This is a genomic window from Alloyangia mangrovi (genome assembly GCF_002300555.2).
Classification (GTDB): domain Bacteria; phylum Pseudomonadota; class Alphaproteobacteria; order Rhodobacterales; family Rhodobacteraceae; genus Salipiger; species Salipiger mangrovi.
In genome coordinates this window covers 39,422-56,651 of sequence record NZ_NTHN02000033.1, presented here as the reverse complement: position 1 = coordinate 56,651, position 17,230 = coordinate 39,422, and the positions used below count along the sequence as shown (strand labels likewise).

The following is a 17,230-nucleotide window of genomic DNA, read 5'->3' as shown; positions in this document are numbered from 1 at the left end:
GGGCCTTGACCACGGTTGCGGGCTTCGAGGCCACGGTGGTCATCGGCTGGCTGGGACTGCGGGTTGGGGCCGGGCTGGGTGCGGCGGCGGCCTGCACCGGCTTGGGCGCGGGCGCAGGCGTGGGCTCGATCACCGGGGCGGACTTGGCGGCGGGTGCCTCGGCCACGGCCGTGCGGCTCTGGCCCGAGAGGCTCGGCGCGTAGCCGCAGACCGGCTCGCCGGCGCGGCTGACCCGCGGCACCCAGATCACCGCGTCATCGAATCCGGCGCGGACGAAGACGCAGCCGCGGCTATCGACATATTGCGCGGCGGTATAGCTGGCCGGGGGCACTTCGGCCGGAGTGCTGATTGTGTCGATCCGCTGAGCCAGCACGGGGGCACCGATGAGAGCGGAGCCGATCGCCGTGCCGAGTGTGAGAATGGCGGAACTTGCCGAAACCTTGATACGCATGTCGCCCCCCCGGGAAGCTGCGCGGCCAGCATTGCATGACGGCTGCGCAGCTGTAAAGCGTTGAGGGGGCTTATTTTGTGCCGAACATGCGGTCGCCCGCATCCCCTAGTCCCGGAACGATATAGCCTTTTTCATTCAGCTTCTCGTCGAGCGAGGCGGTGATGATCGGCACGTCGGGGTGTGCCTCTTCCATGCGCTTGACGCCCTCGGGCGAGGCCAGCAGGCACAGGAAGATGATGTTCTTGGCGCCGGCCTGCTTCAGCAGATCGATCGCCGCGACCGAGGAATTGCCGGTGGCGAGCATCGGATCGACGGCGATCACCGTGCGGTCCTCGAGGTTCTTCGGCACCTTGAAGTAATATTGCACCGGCTCCAGCGTCTCCTCGTCGCGGTAGAGGCCGACGAAGCCCACGCGGGCGGCGGGGATCAGCTCGAGGATGCCGTCGAGAAGACCGTTGCCGGCGCGCAGGATGGACACCAGCGCCAGCTTCTTGCCCTCGATGGTCGGGGCCTCCATGGCGCAGAGCGGGGTCTCGATCTGCTTGGTGGTGACGGGCAGCTCGCGGGTGACCTCATAGGCCAGCAGCAGGGAAATCTCGCGCAGCAGCTTGCGGAAGGACGCGGTGGACGTGTCCTTCTCGCGCATCAGGGTGAGTTTGTGCTGCACCAGCGGGTGTTCGACGACGGTCAGGTGTTTCATGCGCTCTCCAGTCTTTTCAGCAGCGCCTCGCGCGTGTCGGCCGAGCAGAAGGCCGCATCTGCGGAGGTCTTGGAAATCTCGATGAAGTCCTCTTCTTCCCATCCGAAGGTGCGTGCAAGGTTTTCGTACTCCTGCATCATGGTGGAATGGAAGAACGGAGGGTCATCCGTGGACACGGTGACCCGGGCGCCGCGATCGCGCAGCTTCTGGATCGGATGCGCGGCCAGCGAGGGGTAGACGCCGAGCCGCACGTTCGAGCCCGGGCAGACCTCGAGGGTGATGCCGCGCTCGGCGATGAGATCAACCAGCGCCGGATCCTCGATGGCGCGCACGCCGTGGCCGATGCGCTCGACGCCGAGATCCTCGATCGCCCGGCGCACCTCGGCGGCCCCGCGCCATTCGCCGGCGTGGGTGGTCAGCCGCAGCCCGGCCTCGCGCGCCATGTCGAAGCTGTAGGCAAAGTCGCGCTGCTCGCCGCGGTTCTCGTCGCCGCCCATGCCGAAGCCGCAAATCCAGTCTCCCGCGGTCTCGGCCGCGCAAAGCGCCGCGGCCCTGGCCTTCTCGGGGCCGAAGTGGCGCACGCAGGTGACGATACCGCGCAGGGTGATGCCCATGTCGCGCTCGGCCTTGTCCGCGGCGTCCTGCATCGCGTGCAGGTACTCGCGCCACGCCCCGAGATCACCGCCGCCGCAGAAATCGGGCGAGATGAAGGTCTCCGCGTAGATCACGCCGCTGCCGGCGCATTCCTCGAGCACCGCGGTGGTCAGCCGGGCGTAATCCTCGGGCGATTTCAGCACCGAGGTCGCGGCCTCGTAGACCTCGAGGAAATGCACGAAGTCGCGGTAGACGTAGGAACCATCCTCGGCGAAGACGCCGTCGAGCCGCACTTTCTTCTCCTGCGCCAGCCCGCGGATGAAGGCCGGCGGGGCCGCGCCCTCGATGTGCAGATGCAGCTCGACCTTGGGCAAGCCCTTGATCCGGTGCAGGCTTTCCTCGTCGTGGTCTCTGGGGTCTCTCAAAGGAAGCTCCTTCCCGGTCCTTGCGCGGGCACCCCCAGGTGCGCCGCGATACTTGCCGCCACATCGGCGAATGCGATCTGCCCGATCTGCCCCGCCCCGCGCCCGTGCACAAGCACCGGAACCCGTTCGCGGGTGTGGTCGGTGCCGGTCCACGTCGGGTCATTGCCATGATCGGCGGTGATCAGCAGCAGGTCGCCCTCGCGCAGGCGCGGCAGCAGGCGGCCAAGTTCAGCATCGAACCACTCCAGAGCCCGCGCGTAGCCCGAGACGTCGCGCCGGTGTCCGTAGAGGCTGTCGAACTCGACGAAATTGGCAAAGGTGAGCGCGCCGTCCGCGGCGCTGTCCACGAGATCGGACAGGTGGCGCATGAGCGTGGCATCGTCGCCCTTGCGGACCTCGTCGATGCCCTGCATCGAGAAGATGTCGCCGATCTTGCCGATGGCGTAGACGCGGCGCCCGGCGTCCTGCACCCAGTTGGTGAGGATCGGCTCCGGCGGCATGATCGCGTAGTCGTGGCGATTGCTGGTGCGCCTGTAACTGCCGGGCTCCCCGAGGAAGGGCCGCGCGATCACCCTGCCCACCTTCATCGCATGCAGGGTGGGGGCGATCTTCTCGCAGAGGTCCAGCAGTCGCTCCAGTCCGAAGCTCTCCTCATGCGCGGCGATCTGGAAGACGCTGTCGGCGGAGGTGTAGCAGATCGGCTTTCCGCTGCGCTGGTGCTCCGGGCCGAACTGGTCCAGCATCACCGTGCCCGAGCCGTGGCAGTTGCCGAGCGTGCCGTCCACCCCGGCAATCTCGCAGACCTTCGCGAGCAGCTCTGCCGGAAAGACCGGCTGCGCGACCGGAAAATAATGCCAGTCCCAGGGCACCGGCAACCCCGCCAGTTCCCAATGCCCCGAGGGCGTATCCTTGCCCTTGGAGCTTTCCGAGGCCGCGCCCCAGAGGCCTGAGGGTTCCGCCCCGAGCCCCGGCACCGCCTCGCCGCTGGCCAGCCGCGTGGCCGCGCCGAGCCCCAGCGCATCCAGGACCGGCAGGTGCAGCGGCCCGTTGCGCCCTTCCTCGGCCCGCCCCTCGGCACAGGCCTGCGCGATATGCGCCAGAGTGTTCGCCCCGGTGTCCGGCACGCCGGCGTTGAAATAGGAGGCCGCATCCGGCGCGCCGCCGATGCCCACCGAATCCATCACCACCAGAAATGCCCGCATCAGGCGATCCTTTCCCGCACCAGAGGGCCGACATCCGGCGGCTCGCCGATCTGGACCGCCGCCGTGACCGCCCGCGCCGCAGCCTGCGCGTCGTCCGCGCTTGCCGCATGGACCCGCGCCAGCGGCTCTCCCGCCTCGAGCCTTTGCCCGAGCCGCACCACATGGGACAGGCCGACGGCAGGGTCAACCGGATCGCTCTCGACCTCGCGCCCACCGCCGAGCCGCACCACCGCCAGCCCCAGCGCCTCGCCGTCCATGGCGGCCACGTGCCCCGCCCTGGGGGCGGGCACGTCGATCACCACCGGCGCCTGCGGCAGCATCTGCTGCCAGCGTTCGACAAAATCCGCCGGCCCGCCGAGTCCGTGCACCATGCGCCCGAACCGCTCCGCCGCCGCGCCGCTGGTGATGCTGCCCCGCAGCTTCGCCGCGCCGTCGCCGATCCCGGCCCCCGCCAGAAGCTCGGCACCCAGCGCCACGGAGAGCTCCAGCAGCGGCCCGCCAGCCCCCCCCGGTCAGCACCCCCATCGAAGAGCGCACTTCCAGCGCATTGCCAAGCGCATCGGCGAGCGGCTGGTCCATGTCGGTGACCAGCGCCGTTGTCGGGCAGCCCGCGGCCTTGGCGGTGCCGACCAGCGAACGCGCCAGCGAACGCGCCTCCTCCGCGGTCTTCATGAACGCCCCTGATCCCACCTTCACATCCAGCACCAGCCCCCACAGCCCCGCCGCCAGCTTCTTCGACAGGATAGAGGCGGTGATGAGATCGAGCGACTCCACCGTCGCGGTCACGTCGCGGATGGCATAGAGCCGCTTGTCCGCCGGGGCGATCCCCTCCGAGGCCGAGACGATGGCACAGCCCGCCTCCCGCATGACCGTACGCAGCCGGTCCTCCGAAGGATCGGTGACATAGCCCGGGATCGCCTCGAGCTTGTCGAGCGTGCCGCCGGTATGGCCGAGCCCGCGCCCCGAGATCATCGGCACGTAGACCCCACAGGCGGCCAGCATCGGCGCCAGCACGAGGCTCACGCAATCCCCCACGCCGCCGGTCGAATGCTTGTCGAGCACCGGTCCCGGCAGATCCCAATGCAGCACGTGGCCGCTGTCGCGCATGGCCAGCGTCAGCACCGCCCGTGCCTCTTCGGGCAGACCGCGCAGGCAGACCCCCATGGCAAAGGCCCCGGCCTGCGCCGAGGTCACCGTGCCATCGGCAAGCCCTTTGGCGAACCAGCGCAGCCCCTCGTCCGAAGGCGTCTCCCCCCCGCCGCAGCGCGGCGATGACCGTGCGCGCGTCCATCAGACGCGGTCCATGTGCCCCGCACCGAAGGCGCCGGGCAGCAGCTCGCCGACGGTGGTCTCCAGCGTCGCCCCGTCGGTGGTCGCGAGCGTCACCTTGGCATGGGACTTGCCGAACTCCGCGAGCTTCTGCCGGCAGCCGCCGCAGGGCGGCAGCGGGTGCTCGCAATCGGCGACGACATAGGCCTCGAGGAACTCGGTCTCTCCCGCCGCGACCATGGCCGCGATCGCCCCGGCCTCGGCGCAGGTGCCCTCGGGATAGGCCACGTTCTCGACGTTGCAGCCGGCATAGACGGTCCCCGAGGGTGCCAGCAGCGCCGCCCCCACCTTGAACTTCGAATAGGGGACGTAAGCGTTTTCACGCACCGCGCGGGCGGCTTTCTCGAGCGACATGGCGCACCTCATTGACCTTGCTTGGCCCATGTTGCTGAGCGCACAGGCCGAATGCAATCCCCGCGCCCGCGCCGGCCGTTCTTCTAGGCGGAAATATCCCGCGGGGGTCCGGGGGCATGAAACCCCCGGCGGCGCGACACCGGCCTCAGGCCGAGCCCTTCGGCAATGGCGTGCGCGCCTTGTTGTAGTCCGACCAGTCCTCGATTTCCGGGTACCAGGTCCGCCTCCAGGCCTTCACCTTCGGGTTCATCACCCGCCGCCAGACCGGCGGCACCATGGCCGCCATGGTCATCACCGGATAGCCGTAGGGAAGCTGCGGCGCCTCGCTCTCGGCGTAGGTCTGCAAGAGCGGGAAGCGCCGGTCGGGCTTGTAGTGGTGGTCGGAATGCCGCTGCAGGTTGATCAGCAGCCAGTTGGTGGCCGTATGGGCCGAGTTCCACGAATGGTGCGGCTTGACGTGTTCGTAGCGCCCCTCGCCGAGGTACTTCCGGGTCAGAGCGTAGTGCTCAACGTAATTGGTCAGCTCGAGTTGCCAGATCGCCACCCCGGCCTGCACAAGGAACAAGGCAAGCCCGCCCCAGCCGCCCAGCGCGACAGCCAGCGCCAGCATCGCCACCTGCAGCAGCAGGTAGAGCCAGAACGGGTTGCGCCGGTGCCACCAGGGCAGCCCGCGACGGGCCAGCAGCCTCTTCTCAGCGCGAAACGCCGAGACCGGGCATTCGCGCAGCACGCGGGGATAGTAGCGGTGGAACCCCTCGTTGTAGCGCGCGGTGACCGGGTCGCGCGGCGTGCCGACCCAGAGGTGATGCACCAGCAGGTGCTCCGAACGGAAATGCGAATAGAGCACCATCGCCAGCAGCCAGTCCCCGAGCCGCCGCTCGAGGTTGTTGCGCTGGTGCAGGAGCTCGTGGGAATAGACGATCCCAACCGTGCCGGTCATCACCCCGGTGCCGAAGAAGATGCCGAATTTCTCCCACCCCGAGAGCGCCGCGTTGCCCGACACATACCAGATCAGCGCAAACAAGGTGACGAACTGCACCGGCGTCCAGAGCATCACCCCGGCGCGGTACCAGAAGAGCGCGCGCTCCTCGGTCTGCGGATCGGCATTCTCGGTGTGCAGCCCCAACGCCGCGTCCAGCGCCGAGAAGAGATACCAGGTGGCCAGCGGCGGCAGGATCACCCAGAGCCCGCCGTTGAGGGCGCCGATCCAGACCAGCACGGGCAGCAGGTAGACCAGCCAGAAGGGCGCCGCAGCCGTCCAGCGCGCCAGCTTCGTCGAAGAGATCATTGCCCCTGTTTCCATCGTTACGCCTACGCAGGGTCCCGTTGTCACCGCTGGCGCGGGCCGGGGCCTCTGGCGGACAGCTTGTCGCGCGGGGCGGTGCCGGTCAATGCGGCGTGTCGGCCCGGCTCAGGGCGACGTCAGGGCAAAGGCCTTGCGCATGACCGTCGGCAGGTCGCCGGCGTCGAAGACCTCGGCCTCGACGAACGCGCCGCGCGCGGGGGTGCGCTCCATCGGCACCAGCGCGGTCTTCACCGTCAGGCGCAGGTGGAAATGGGTGAAGGTGTGGCGGGCCTCGGCGTTGAGCGTCTTCCACTCCGCCCGGATCGGCGGCGCATCGGCCGGGGCCTCCTCGGACCACTCCGAGCCCGGCCAGCCCAGCATCCCGCCCAGCAGCCCGCTGTCGGGCCGCCGCTCCAGCAGCCAGGCCCCGTCCACCCGCTTCACCAGGTAGGCGATGCCGTGGCGCGTCGGCTTGCGTTTCTTCGGCGCCTTCTTCGGCAGCTCGGCCTGCGTGCCGCGATCCCAGGCGGCGCAGGCGCTGCGCCAGGGACAGAGGCCGCAGGCCGGGTTGCGTGGGGTGCAGATCGTGGCACCAAGATCCATCACCGCCTGCGCATAGTCTCCGGGCCGCTCCTGCGGCGTCAGCGCTGCGGCATAGTCGGTCAGCACGGGTTTCGACTGCGGCAGCGGCAGATGCTCGTCGTGCAGCCGCGCCATGACCCGCTCGACGTTGCCGTCCACCACCGTCTCGGGCAGGTCGAAGGCGATCGCCGCCACCGCCGCCGCCGTATAGGGGCCGATCCCGGGCAAGGCGCGCAGGCCGTCGAGCGTCTGCGGGAACACCCCGCCGTGCTCATCGGCCACCGCCCGCGCGCATTTCAGCAGGTTCCGGGCGCGGGCGTAGTAGCCGAGCCCCGCCCAGGCGGCCATGACGTCGGCATCCTCGGCGGCGGCAAGGTCCGAGACCGTCGGCCAGCGCGTGGTGAAGGCCTCGAAATAGCTCTTCACCGCCGCGACGGTGGTCTGCTGCAGCATGATCTCCGACATCCAGACGCGGTAGGGATCGGGTCTCACCCCCGCCGCCCGCGCCGCCGGGCTGACGCGCCACGGCAGCTCGCGCGCGTGGCGATCGTACCAGGTGAGCAGATCTGCGGCCTGCGCCGTGTCACGCGTGGCTGACATTCCCTTGATCATCGACGACAAAAGCGATTCCCTGCTGGCATGCGGATGCGGGGTCACTAGAATAGGTCCGCAGAGAGGGATTCAAGATGGCACGGCGCAACACCTCAACATACGGGTTCGCAAAAACCTCGGGCCTGCTGAACGCGCAGATCCGCAAGGCCAGCGAGAGCCGCGGCTTCGCGCAGTCGCGCCTGCTCACCCATTGGGACGAGATCGTCGGCGCCGACGTCGCCGCCATGGCCCGCCCGGTCGAGGTCAGCTACGCGCGCCAGCAGGGGCTTGGCGCCACGCTGACGCTGCTCACCACCGGCGCCATGGCGCCGCTCCTCGAGATGCAGAAGGAACAGCTGCGCGAAAAGGTCAACGCGGTCTACGGCTACAACGCCATCGCGCGTATCCGCATCACCCAGACCGCATCGAGCGGCTTCGCCGAGGGACGCGTTGCCTTCGGCCACGCACCGAAGGCCGAGAAGCCCGAGCCCTCGCCCGAGATCAAGGCCGAGGCGCACAAGGTGGCCGGAGACATCCACGATGACGGGCTGCGCGCCGCGCTCGAGCGCCTCGCCGGCAACGTTATCTCGAAATCGCGGCAATAGCGCCGCGCAGAAACACGTGGCAGAAACGCCGCAGGCAGAAACGCGGCCCCGTGCCGCAGGCAAGGCAACCACAAGAGGACCTTACATGACCCGCATTCTTCCCGTCGCCGCGCTCGCGGCCGCAGTCGCCCTCGGCGGCGTCGCCCTGCCCGGCGCGGTCAGCGCGCAGGAGGCGAGCAGCGAGGCCAGCGCCGCCGAAACCACCTCGGAAACCGCACCCGAGATCGTCGAGATGGTGAAGGGCGACGTCAACGCCCCCGTCGAGATCATCGAATACGCCTCCTTCACCTGCCCGCATTGCGCGCGCTTCTCCAACGAGGTGCTGCCGCAGATCGACGAGAACTACATCAAGACCGGCAAGGTGAAGCTGGTCTACCGCGACGTCTACTTCGACAAGTACGGCATGTGGGCCGCCATGGTCGCGCGCTGCTCGCCCGAGAAGTTCTTCGGCATTTCGGACATGATCTACAAGACCCAGGGCGATTGGGTGAAGGCGGGCTCCGATCAGGGCATCGCCGACGGCCTGCGCAAGATCGGCCTGATGGCCGGCATCGGCAAGGACCAGCTCGACGCCTGCATGAACGACAGCGCCAAGCTCAAGGCCCTCGTCGGCTGGTACCAGGAGAACGCGACCCGCGACAAGATCACCGCGACGCCCTCCTTCCTCATCGACGGCAAGTCCTACTCGAACATGTCCTACGACGAATTCGCCAAGGTGCTCGACGAGCACTACGAAGCGGCGCAGTAGGCGCAGCCCGAACCTGCGAAAGGCGCGTCCCTCGGGGCGCGCCTTTTTCGTGGCGCTGCGGGGCCTCGTTCCGGGCCAGAAGCCTCCCGGATCGCGCAGATCGGAAATGCGCCAGATTTCCCCGACGCGGCATTTCTGCCCATGGCGTTTCCCCCCCGCGCCCGGCTAAAGCTGGTGCGCACGCAAACTGCCCAGAAATTCATCGAAAGCGGTGCCGGATTGGCCAAGGAAATCGAACGGAAGTTTCTCGTGGCCGACGACAGTTGGCGGGCTCACGTGGCGCAGAGCGAGCGCCTGCGCGACGGGCTGATCGCCTCCGAGGACGGCCGCAAGGTGCGGGTGCGCTTCTACGACGGGCGCGCGACGCTCTGCATCAAGGGCAAGCGCGAGGGGCTCTCGCGCGACGAATTCGAATACCCGATCCCGGCGCAGGACGCCGAGGAGATGCTCGCCGCCCATTGCGGCGACCTGGTCGAGAAGACCCGCCACCACGTGCCCGCGGGCGCGCTGGTCTGGACCGTGGATGTCTACGAGGGGCTGCTGTCGGGCATCACCATCGCCGAGGTCGAACTGCCGTCGCTCGACACGCCGCTGCCGCTGCCCGCCTGGGTCGGCCGCGAGGTCACCGGGGTGCAGGACTACCGCAAGGTGAACATGGTCGCCGCGCGCAAGGCGTTGATCGGCACGACCGCCGCCTGAGCGGCGCAACCGTGCCCAGCACCGGGCTCCAAACCCATGACCGTACTGGCGAGGCCCTCGCCCCGCCAGCATGTCATCAAGTTCAGCCTGCCTCGTCGACGCGCATCATCCGCTGCGCAAGGCTTTCGACCCCGCCCAGCCAGCGCGTCACCAGCTTGGGATCCGACGGTGCTGCCGAAACCCCCGGCGTGATCTCGCGGTTCAGCACCGCCTCGATCGCCCAGGACACCGGCATCGACACCAGCCGCGCCATCGCAGAGCCGCGGGCATCGCCCCAGGCATCCATCACCCAGGTCTTGTGCCAGACAGTCTCGCCCGCCTTCTCGGCCTTGAGCGTGACGCAGAGCACGACCCGGTCGGGCTCGCCCTCTTCGTACTTGTTCTCGGCCAGCAGCTCGGAGGCCATTTGCGCCAGCCGCGCATCGTCCGCCGTCTCGACCTCGGCGAAGACATCCTTCCACGCCTCGGACCAGCCGTTGAGGCGCAGCGTGCCGCGCACGAAGTCCTTCACCTTCCAGTCCTGCCCGAACTCGTACTGCTCGATGAAGGGCAGCGAGTCGCGGTTGGGGTAGACCTCGAAGCTCTCGGGCGGATCGAGCGGCGCGTCGTAGCGGGTCAGCGCGTCCCAGGGACGCTGCACGTTCAGCTCCTCGAAATGGCGGATCGAGCGCGAGGGCGAGCGCAGCGCCTTCAGCACACCGACCGGTGCCCAGGAGAACTTGTAGCGGAAGGCGTTGGCCTCCTTCGGCACGCCGCCGCAATAGCTCAGGAAGCTGATTTCGTTCTCGGGATCGAAGGCATCGGATGCGCGGTAGGCCGCGACCAGATCATGCGCCATCAGGTGATCGATCCCCGGGTCGAGCCCGACCTCGTTGACCAGCGCCACACCGGCCTCTTTCGCCTTGGCATCCAGCCCGCGCATCTCCGGCGAGATGTAGGAGGACGACACGAAATGCGCCTTCTTCTTGATCGCGATCTCGGCCAGCATCACGTGCCAGTCGCCGGGCAGCATCGAGACGATCACGTCGCCTTCCTGCACCGCGGATTCCACCGCCTCGGGGGCGAAGGCAAGGATGCGATTGGTGATGTCGCCCACCGCCTCGCGGGCCTTGGTTTCGGTCCGGTTCCATACCATCACGTCGTGGCCGGCTTCGATCAGGCGTCGCAGCCCCGGGATGGACGAAAGCCCCGTTCCGCACCAATGAATCATGCAAGGTCCTCCTTGAGGTATCTGTCGTAGGTCGCCGCCGCCCGGCCCCAGACGCCCGCGTCCAGCGCGGGCAGGGTCAGCAGATGCGGCAGCAGTTGCGCGGCGAAATCCTCCGAGCTCTCCCGCGGGAGCAGCGAGGGGAGGTTGTCGATCGCCATGACGTCGAGCGGCGGCTCCTCGTGAACCCGCAACGCGGGGGCCTGCCAGTCGGTCACGTGGTCATAGACCTTCACCGGCGAGAAGTCACTGTCGGGGTCGCAGGCAATGTCACCGATGGCGCGCAGCTTGCGCGGGTCGGTGGTCGCCGAGGCCGGCACGAAGACCGGCGTGCCGGGATGGGCGAGGATGCAGTTGAAGAAGATTTCGTGCTCGAGCACCTCGGGGAAAGGCCCGCCATGGGCGGTCTCGGCCATGTCCCAGCCGGTCACCTCGACGCCGAGCTTGCGGCAGAGGTCCGACGCCCCGGTGCCGACCCGCCCCAGCGCGCCGATGACCAGCGCCTTGGGGCGCGCCCCGCCCGCCGCGTCGAGCGCATCGCCGACGGCATCCTCCATCGCGTCCGCATTCGGCCAGACCGAGACCGGCGCGCAGATGCCGCCCTGCTTCTGTGCCGCATAGGCCAGCAGTGTCACCGCCGCCCCGGCGTAGCCCGCCCAGTAGCCAAAGGCCGCAACGCGCCGCCCGTCCTCGCCGACGAGATATTCCAGATCGTAGAGCGCCCCGCCGCCTTCGACGAACCGCTTCAGCAGCAGCTGCCCGGCGGGCTGGCCCTTGAAGGCATGGCCGAACATGATGTGACGGTGGCGCAGGGGCGTGCCATTCTCGGGCAGCTCCTTGAGACCGAAGATGATCGCATCGGCGGGCGCCTCGGGCCAGCTGTTCTCGGGGGCGATCTCGGCGCCCGCGGCGCGGTAGCCCTCGATGCCGATGACCCGGGCGCGGCTTTCCTCGACGGTGACCCGCAGCCCCGCGGCGACCAGCGCCTTCACCCCTTCGGGGGTCACCCCCACCCGGTCCTCGTTCTGCCGCTGCTCCGCGCGCACCCAGAGATGTGTCATCCGTCTCTCCACAGCCAAAGTCCCCGCCTTGCTACCGGAAGGCAGCCGCAGGGGAAACCCGGCGGTCAGAGATGGGTGCGCGCCAGTGACCGTTCCGCCGCTTCGAGGTGCGGCACCGCGTTGAACAGCGTCAGGCAGAGCCCGGTCGCGAGTGGCTGGAAGCGGTGCAGCGAGGTGTTCTCGATGGCGAGGCAGGCATGTGCCAATGCCTGCATTTCGAGCCCCATGGTCACCCGCATCGCCATGCCGATGAGCCCGCCCGAGGTCACCACCACGGCCCGCCCCTCGCCCGCGGCGATTTCGTCCAGCACCTCGCGCACCCGGCCCTCGAAGTGCTCGAAGCTCTCGGGCGCGCCCTCGAGGCGGCCCTCGCGCCAGTAGGTGAACAGCGTCGGCAGGTGACGGATGAAGCCCTCGCGGTCCGGTGGCAGGGCAATGCCGTGCTGCTGGTCGAGAAGCTGCGCCATGGTGAAATACTCGAGCTCGTTGAGCCGCGCGTCCTGCACCACCTCGAGCCCGATCGCCATCTCTGCAGCGGTTTCGCGGTGGCGCTGCAGCGTGCCGCAATAGGCGCGGGCAAAGACATCGCCGGTGCCGCGCATGTGCTCGCCGAGCCAGCGCGCCTGCTGGCGGCCCAGATCGCTCAACCGGTCATAGCTGATCTCGTCCTTGGCATGGGTGTTGGCCTGCCCGTGCCGCACGAGGGTGACATGTGACATGCCCGCCCCTTTCCTTTTTCCTATGCACCGGGGCTGAGGCCCCGACCTCTGTCAGCAGAAGTACTCGGGCCCGACCCGCTGCGCCGGCGAGTAGCGGTCTCCATGCGCCCAGCCGACCGGGAGCACCTCCTCGATCCGCGCGAGGTCACTCTCGGTCAGAGTGGCGCTGAGCCCGCTCAGCAGCTCCCTGAGATGCGCCACCGAGCGTGTGCCCGGGATCGGGATCACGTGATCGCCGCGGCTCAGCAGCCAGGCGATCGCGAGCCCCGCCGCGGGCAGGCCCATCTCGGCGGCCAGCGCGCGGAAGTTTTCGGTGATCCCGAGGTTCGCCAAGAGGTTCGGCTCGCTGAACCGCGGATTGGTCGCGAGGAAGGGGTTGGCGGCGATCACTTCGGCCCCGATCGGGCTGTCGGTCAGCAGCGAGCGGCCCACCGGCGAGAAGGCGACCAGCGCCGTGCCCAGCTCCTTGCAGGCCTGGACCAGCCCAAGCTCGGCGAAGCGCGTGGCCAGCGAATATTCCGACTGCACCGCGGCCACCGGATGCACCGCCGCCGCTCGCCGCAGCGAGGCCGGTGCGATCTCGGAAAAGCCGAAGCTCTTGATCTTGCCCTTTTTCACCAGCCCGGCGAGCGTCTCGGTCACCTCTTCGATGGGCCGCGCCTGCTCGCGCCGGTGCACGTAGAAGAGATCCACCTGCTCGATCCCCATCCGCGAGAGCGAGCCGTCGAGCTCGCCCTCGAGGTGCTCGGACGAGTTGTCGTAGCAGCGGTTGCCGGCCGCGTCCTTGGTGATCCCGGCCTTGGTGGCGATATGCAGCGTCTCGCGGGCGCCGGGGTTGGCCTTCAGCCAGGCCCCGATCGCCTTTTCCGAGCGCCCCATGCCGTAGACGTTAGAGGTGTCGATATGCACCACCCCGGCCTCGACGGCGGCATCGAGCACCGCGTAGGAGTTCGCCTCGGTGGTCGGTCCGTAGAACTCGGCAAAGGACATGGCGCCGATGCCGAAGGCGGGAACCTCGGGGCCACCGGGGCCCATGCGGACAGTCTTCATGTTCATCCTTTCACATGCTCGAGGCTGCGGGCTTCCACTGCCGAGATGGCGGCGGCCACGGCAGCCTCGACGTCCAGCTCCGAAGTGTCGATCATCTGCGCATCCTGCGCCGGTTTCAGCGGTGCATCGGCGCGGGTGGCGTCGCGGTGGTCGCGCTCGCGGGTCTCGGCCAGCACGGTCTCGAAATCGGTTTCGGCGCCCCCGGCCACCAGCTCCTCGAAGCGGCGCCGTGCCCGCACCTCGGCGCTGGCGGTGACGAAGAGCTTGGCCTCGGCCTCGGGGCAGATCACCGTGCCGATGTCGCGCCCGTCGAGCACCGCGCCGCCGTCGCGGCGGGCAAAGGCGCGCTGGAAGTCCAGCAGCGCTGCGCGCACCTCGGGGATGGCCGCCACGCGCGAGGCGGCCTGCCCGACGGCAGCAGTGCGCAGACCCTGCACCTGCAGGTCCGCCGGCAGCAGTTCCTGCGCCGCGCGGATCGGATCGACCCCATCCAGCATCTTGCGCCCCACCGCTCGGTAGAGCAGCCCGGTGTCGAGATGGGCAAAGCCGAAATGCGCGGCAACGGCGCGGCTGATCGTGCCCTTGCCGGCAGCCGCCGGCCCGTCGATGGCGATGGTAAAGGCCATGGCCGTCCCTTTCTGTCAGATCGCGGCCTTTATGACCGCCGCCGGGAAGGGCCGCAAGTTACCTGCGGCGGCCCTGCCGCCACAGGCCGAAAAGCCCCACCGCGCAGACCGCCAGCAGCACGAACTTCAGCCGGGTGAACAGGCTCGACCAGTCGACCAGCGCATGATCGAGCGCCACCGGCCCGCGCAGCAGCATCTCGTTGACCAGCAGGTTCTCGGCGGCATCCGCGCCGATCCAGGCCAGCGCCAGCAGCAGGAAGATGCCGCGCCGCCACCAGGCCCGGCCCTGCGACAGGACCCAGGTGCCTATCAGCAGCGTCAGGCCAAAGACCACGCGAAAGCCGAGCCCCAGCCAGCGCATCTCGAGCAGGTAGACCGAGCGCGCCTCGCCGCTCAGCGCCATCAGGTAGCGCTGCGCCTCGCCGGCGGTATAGCCCAGCACCCGCACGTCGAAGGGGGCCTGCCCGCCCGCGCCGGGCCAGAGCACGCGCACCGCGTAATAGCCCATGCAGATGAAAAGCGCGGCAGCCAGCGCCGCGACGTAGGGCAGGATGCGGCTCAAGCGCTCAGGCCTCGCGGCCGAGATCGGCGCCCAGCCCGGTCATCAGCGTCTCGAAGATCGGGAACGAGGTGGCGATCGGCCCGCCGTCATCCACGCGCACCGGTGCCTCGGTGGCGAGCCCCATCACCAAGAACGACATGGCGATGCGGTGGTCGAGATGGCTCTGCACCGTCGCCCCGCCCGGCACGTCACCAAAGCCGCGGCCATGCACCGTCCACCAGTCCTCGCCCTCGTCGACCTCGACGCCGCTCGCGCGCAGGCCGGTCGCCATGGCGTCGATCCGGTCGCTTTCCTTGACCCGCAGTTCCTTGACGCCGGGCATATGGGTCTTGCCGCTGGCAAAGGCCGCGACCACCGAGAGCACCGGGTATTCGTCGATCATGCTCGCGGCCCGCTCGGCGGGCACCTCGATGCCCTTGAGGTTCGGCGAGAACTTGGCGCGCAGGTCGGCGACCGGCTCGCCGCCCTCCTCGCGCATGTTCTCGAAGGTGAGATCCGCGCCCATGTCCTGCAGGGTGAAGAACAGCCCCGCGCGGGTCGGGTTGAGGCCGATGTTCGGCACAAGCACGTCCGAGCCTTCGGTGATCAGCGCGGCGCAGACCGGGAAGGCGGCGGAGGAGGGATCACGCGGCACGATGATGGTCTGCGGCTTCAGCTCGGGCTGGCCGGTGAGGGTGATCACCCGGCCCTCCGAGGTCTCCTCGGTGGTGACGGTCGCGCCGAAGCCGGTGAGCATCCTCTCGGAGTGGTCGCGGGTCGCCTCGCGCTCGATCACCACGGTCTCGCCCGGGGCGTTGAGCCCGGCCAGCAGCACCGCCGATTTCACCTGCGCCGAGGGCACCGGGGTGGCGTAGCGCACCGGGATCGCGGCCTCGGCCCCGACGATGGTCATCGGCAGCCGCCCGCCCTTGCGCCCGTAGGCGCGCGCCCCGAATAGCGCCAGCGGATCGGTGACCCGGGCCATGGGCCGCGAGTTCAGCGAGGCGTCGCCGGTGAAGGTCGCGGTGATCGGGGTGGTCGCCATGGCGCCCATGATCAGCCGCACCCCGGTGCCGGAGTTGCCGCAGTCGATGACGTTGCCCGGCTCGGCGAAGCCGCCGACGCCGACGCCATGCACGTGCCACGTGTCGCCGCGCTTCTCGACCTCGGCACCGAAGGCGCGCATCGCCTTGGCGGTGTCGAGCACGTCCTGCCCCTCAAGAAGACCGGTGACCTTGGTCTCGCCCACCGCCATCGCGCCGAGGATCAGCGAGCGGTGCGAAATCGACTTGTCGCCCGGCACATGCGCCTCGCCCTTAAGACCCGCGGACTTGCGGGCAATCATCGGAATGGGGTCCCCGTGGCTCGACATGGCGCCTCTCCTGTTATCGCTCGCGCGCCTGATAGCAGTGCGTTGCGCCTGCGTCCATCGCCCGCGCGCCCCGATGCGACCCAACGGCAGGCGCTGTTGTGCGCAATCCCCCACCCATGCCTTGCTTCGCCTGCCGCAGCGTCCTAGGTGTGATCTCAGGGAGAGAGACACACAGCCGGAATCCCTCCCGATTCCCGACAGACACGATGGATTGGCATGACCCACAGAGCGGCCGAGACCGCACCTGCCTCGATGGCCGGTGCCGAAAGACAGATTTCGTCGCGCATGGTGCTCTTCGCGCTGGCCATGGGCGGCTTTGCCATCGGCACCACCGAATTCGCCGCCATGGCGCTGCTGCCCAGCTTCGCCCGCGACCTCGGGGTCACCGAGGCCCGCGCCGCGGATGCGATCAGCGCCTATGCGCTCGGCGTGGTGGTTGGCGCGCCGATCCTTGCCGTTGCCGGGGCAAAGATGCGCAAGCGCATGCTGCTGATCTGGCTCATGCTCGCCTTCGCCGCCTTCAACACGCTCTCGGCGCTGGCCCCGAGCTTCGGGCTCTTCACCCTCGCGCGCTTCGCCTCGGGCCTGCCGCATGGCGCCTATTTCGGCGTGGCGGCGCTGGTCGCCGCCTCGATCGTGCCGCGCAACAAGCGTGCCACGGCGGTCTCGCGGGTGTTCCTCGGGCTGACAATAGCCACCACCATCGGCGTGCCCGCCGCAAGCTGGCTCAGCCAGTTCTTCGGCTGGCGCTCTGGCTTCGTCATCGTCGGCGCGCTGTCGCTGGCGACGGCGCTGGCGGTCTACCTCAAGGCCCCCCCGAACTCCCGCCGACCCGGACGCCAACCCCCTGCGCGAGCTCGGCGCACTGAAGAACCGGCAGGTCTGGCTGACACTGGCCACCGGCGCCGTCGGCTTCGGCGGCTTCTTCGCGGTCTATACCTACATCGCCTCGACGGTGCAGAGCACGCTTGGCGCCTCCGAGGACATGGTGGCGCTGATGCTGATGATCACGGGCTTTGGCATGACGATCTTCAACCTGCTGATGGGCGCGCTGGCCGACCGCAACCTCAACCTCACCGCCTTCGCGTC

Annotated in this window: 16 protein-coding genes and 3 pseudogenes; 4 read left to right on the top strand and 15 right to left on the bottom strand. The window is 68.9% G+C overall.

Annotation, left to right across the window (positions count from 1 at the left end; genetic code table 11):
- The 8 genes and pseudogenes from CLG85_RS17190 to mutY all read right to left on the bottom strand — a co-directional run.
- Positions 1 to 451 (bottom strand): annotated as a pseudogene (locus CLG85_RS17190) (SPOR domain-containing protein); the annotation flags it as partial.
- A gap of 70 nt (positions 452 to 521) precedes the next feature.
- Complete coding sequence (gene upp, locus CLG85_RS17185) at positions 522 to 1,151, bottom strand: uracil phosphoribosyltransferase (RefSeq protein WP_095884186.1); 630 nt, start codon at positions 1,149 to 1,151, stop codon at positions 522 to 524.
- A complete protein-coding gene (locus CLG85_RS17180) occupies positions 1,148 to 2,170 on the bottom strand; it encodes an adenosine deaminase (RefSeq protein WP_095884187.1) in 1,023 nt (340 codons plus the stop codon). The genes upp and CLG85_RS17180 overlap by 4 nt, the downstream gene beginning before the upstream one ends.
- Positions 2,167 to 3,372: a phosphopentomutase gene (locus tag CLG85_RS17175; RefSeq protein ID WP_375796934.1), complete on the bottom strand. Its 1,206-nt coding sequence runs from the start codon at positions 3,370 to 3,372 to the stop codon at positions 2,167 to 2,169. The genes CLG85_RS17180 and CLG85_RS17175 overlap by 4 nt, the downstream gene beginning before the upstream one ends.
- Positions 3,372 to 4,663: pseudogene (locus CLG85_RS17170) on the bottom strand (thymidine phosphorylase). The gene CLG85_RS17175 and the pseudogene CLG85_RS17170 overlap by 1 nt, the downstream one beginning before the upstream one ends.
- Positions 4,663 to 5,067, bottom strand: a complete 405-nt coding sequence (locus CLG85_RS17165; protein ID WP_512699375.1) for a cytidine deaminase — start codon at positions 5,065 to 5,067, stop codon at positions 4,663 to 4,665. Before CLG85_RS17165 ends, CLG85_RS17170 begins: the two are co-directional and overlap by 1 nt.
- Positions 5,068 to 5,200: 133 nt before the next feature.
- Complete coding sequence (locus CLG85_RS17160) at positions 5,201 to 6,343, bottom strand: alkane 1-monooxygenase (protein ID WP_095884361.1); 1,143 nt, start codon at positions 6,341 to 6,343, stop codon at positions 5,201 to 5,203.
- A 123-nt stretch (positions 6,344 to 6,466) separates the two neighbouring features.
- A complete protein-coding gene (mutY, locus tag CLG85_RS17155; RefSeq protein ID WP_224845610.1) occupies positions 6,467 to 7,522 on the bottom strand; it encodes an A/G-specific adenine glycosylase in 1,056 nt (351 codons plus the stop codon).
- Between the two features lie 86 nt (positions 7,523 to 7,608).
- On the opposite strand from mutY, the gene CLG85_RS17150 reads away from it, so the two are divergent.
- The 3 genes from CLG85_RS17150 (at position 7,609) to CLG85_RS17140 (ending at position 9,565) form a co-directional block, all read left to right on the top strand.
- Positions 7,609 to 8,118, top strand: coding sequence for a DUF721 domain-containing protein (locus CLG85_RS17150; protein ID WP_095883078.1), 510 nt, complete (start codon positions 7,609 to 7,611; stop codon positions 8,116 to 8,118).
- 85 nt (positions 8,119 to 8,203) lie between these two features.
- Positions 8,204 to 8,866: a DsbA family protein gene (locus CLG85_RS17145; RefSeq protein ID WP_095883077.1), complete on the top strand. Its 663-nt coding sequence runs from the start codon at positions 8,204 to 8,206 to the stop codon at positions 8,864 to 8,866.
- A gap of 141 nt (positions 8,867 to 9,007) precedes the next feature.
- Complete coding sequence (locus CLG85_RS17140; RefSeq protein WP_260349702.1) at positions 9,008 to 9,565, top strand: CYTH domain-containing protein; 558 nt, start codon at positions 9,008 to 9,010, stop codon at positions 9,563 to 9,565.
- 82 nt (positions 9,566 to 9,647) lie between these two features.
- On the opposite strand, the gene CLG85_RS17135 is transcribed toward CLG85_RS17140, so the two are convergent.
- The 7 genes from CLG85_RS17135 to aroA form a co-directional block, all read right to left on the bottom strand.
- Complete coding sequence (locus CLG85_RS17135; protein ID WP_095883075.1) at positions 9,648 to 10,775, bottom strand: saccharopine dehydrogenase C-terminal domain-containing protein; 1,128 nt, start codon at positions 10,773 to 10,775, stop codon at positions 9,648 to 9,650.
- A complete protein-coding gene (locus tag CLG85_RS17130) occupies positions 10,772 to 11,833 on the bottom strand; it encodes a saccharopine dehydrogenase (RefSeq protein ID WP_095883074.1) in 1,062 nt (353 codons plus the stop codon). The genes CLG85_RS17135 and CLG85_RS17130 overlap by 4 nt, the downstream gene beginning before the upstream one ends.
- 65 nt (positions 11,834 to 11,898) lie before the next feature.
- Entirely contained in the window at positions 11,899 to 12,552 is a 654-nt protein-coding gene (locus tag CLG85_RS17125; protein ID WP_095883073.1) for a histidine phosphatase family protein, read from the bottom strand.
- A 51-nt stretch (positions 12,553 to 12,603) separates the two neighbouring features.
- Positions 12,604 to 13,602, bottom strand: a complete 999-nt coding sequence (locus CLG85_RS17120) for an aldo/keto reductase (protein ID WP_095883072.1) — start codon at positions 13,600 to 13,602, stop codon at positions 12,604 to 12,606.
- A 2-nt stretch (positions 13,603 to 13,604) separates the two neighbouring features.
- Positions 13,605 to 14,228, bottom strand: coding sequence for a (d)CMP kinase (locus CLG85_RS17115; RefSeq protein WP_224845600.1), 624 nt, complete (start codon positions 14,226 to 14,228; stop codon positions 13,605 to 13,607).
- A gap of 58 nt (positions 14,229 to 14,286) precedes the next feature.
- On the bottom strand, positions 14,287 to 14,790 hold the full coding sequence (locus CLG85_RS17110) for a hypothetical protein (protein WP_260349697.1): 504 nt from the start codon (positions 14,788 to 14,790) through the stop codon (positions 14,287 to 14,289).
- Between the two features lie 4 nt (positions 14,791 to 14,794).
- A complete protein-coding gene (gene aroA / locus CLG85_RS17105) occupies positions 14,795 to 16,141 on the bottom strand; it encodes a 3-phosphoshikimate 1-carboxyvinyltransferase (RefSeq protein WP_224845596.1) in 1,347 nt (448 codons plus the stop codon).
- A gap of 216 nt (positions 16,142 to 16,357) precedes the next feature.
- On the opposite strand from aroA, the pseudogene CLG85_RS17100 reads away from it, so the two are divergent.
- Positions 16,358 to 17,219 (top strand): annotated as a pseudogene (locus CLG85_RS17100) (MFS transporter); the annotation flags it as partial.
- Between the last annotated feature and the right edge of the window lie 11 nt (positions 17,220 to 17,230).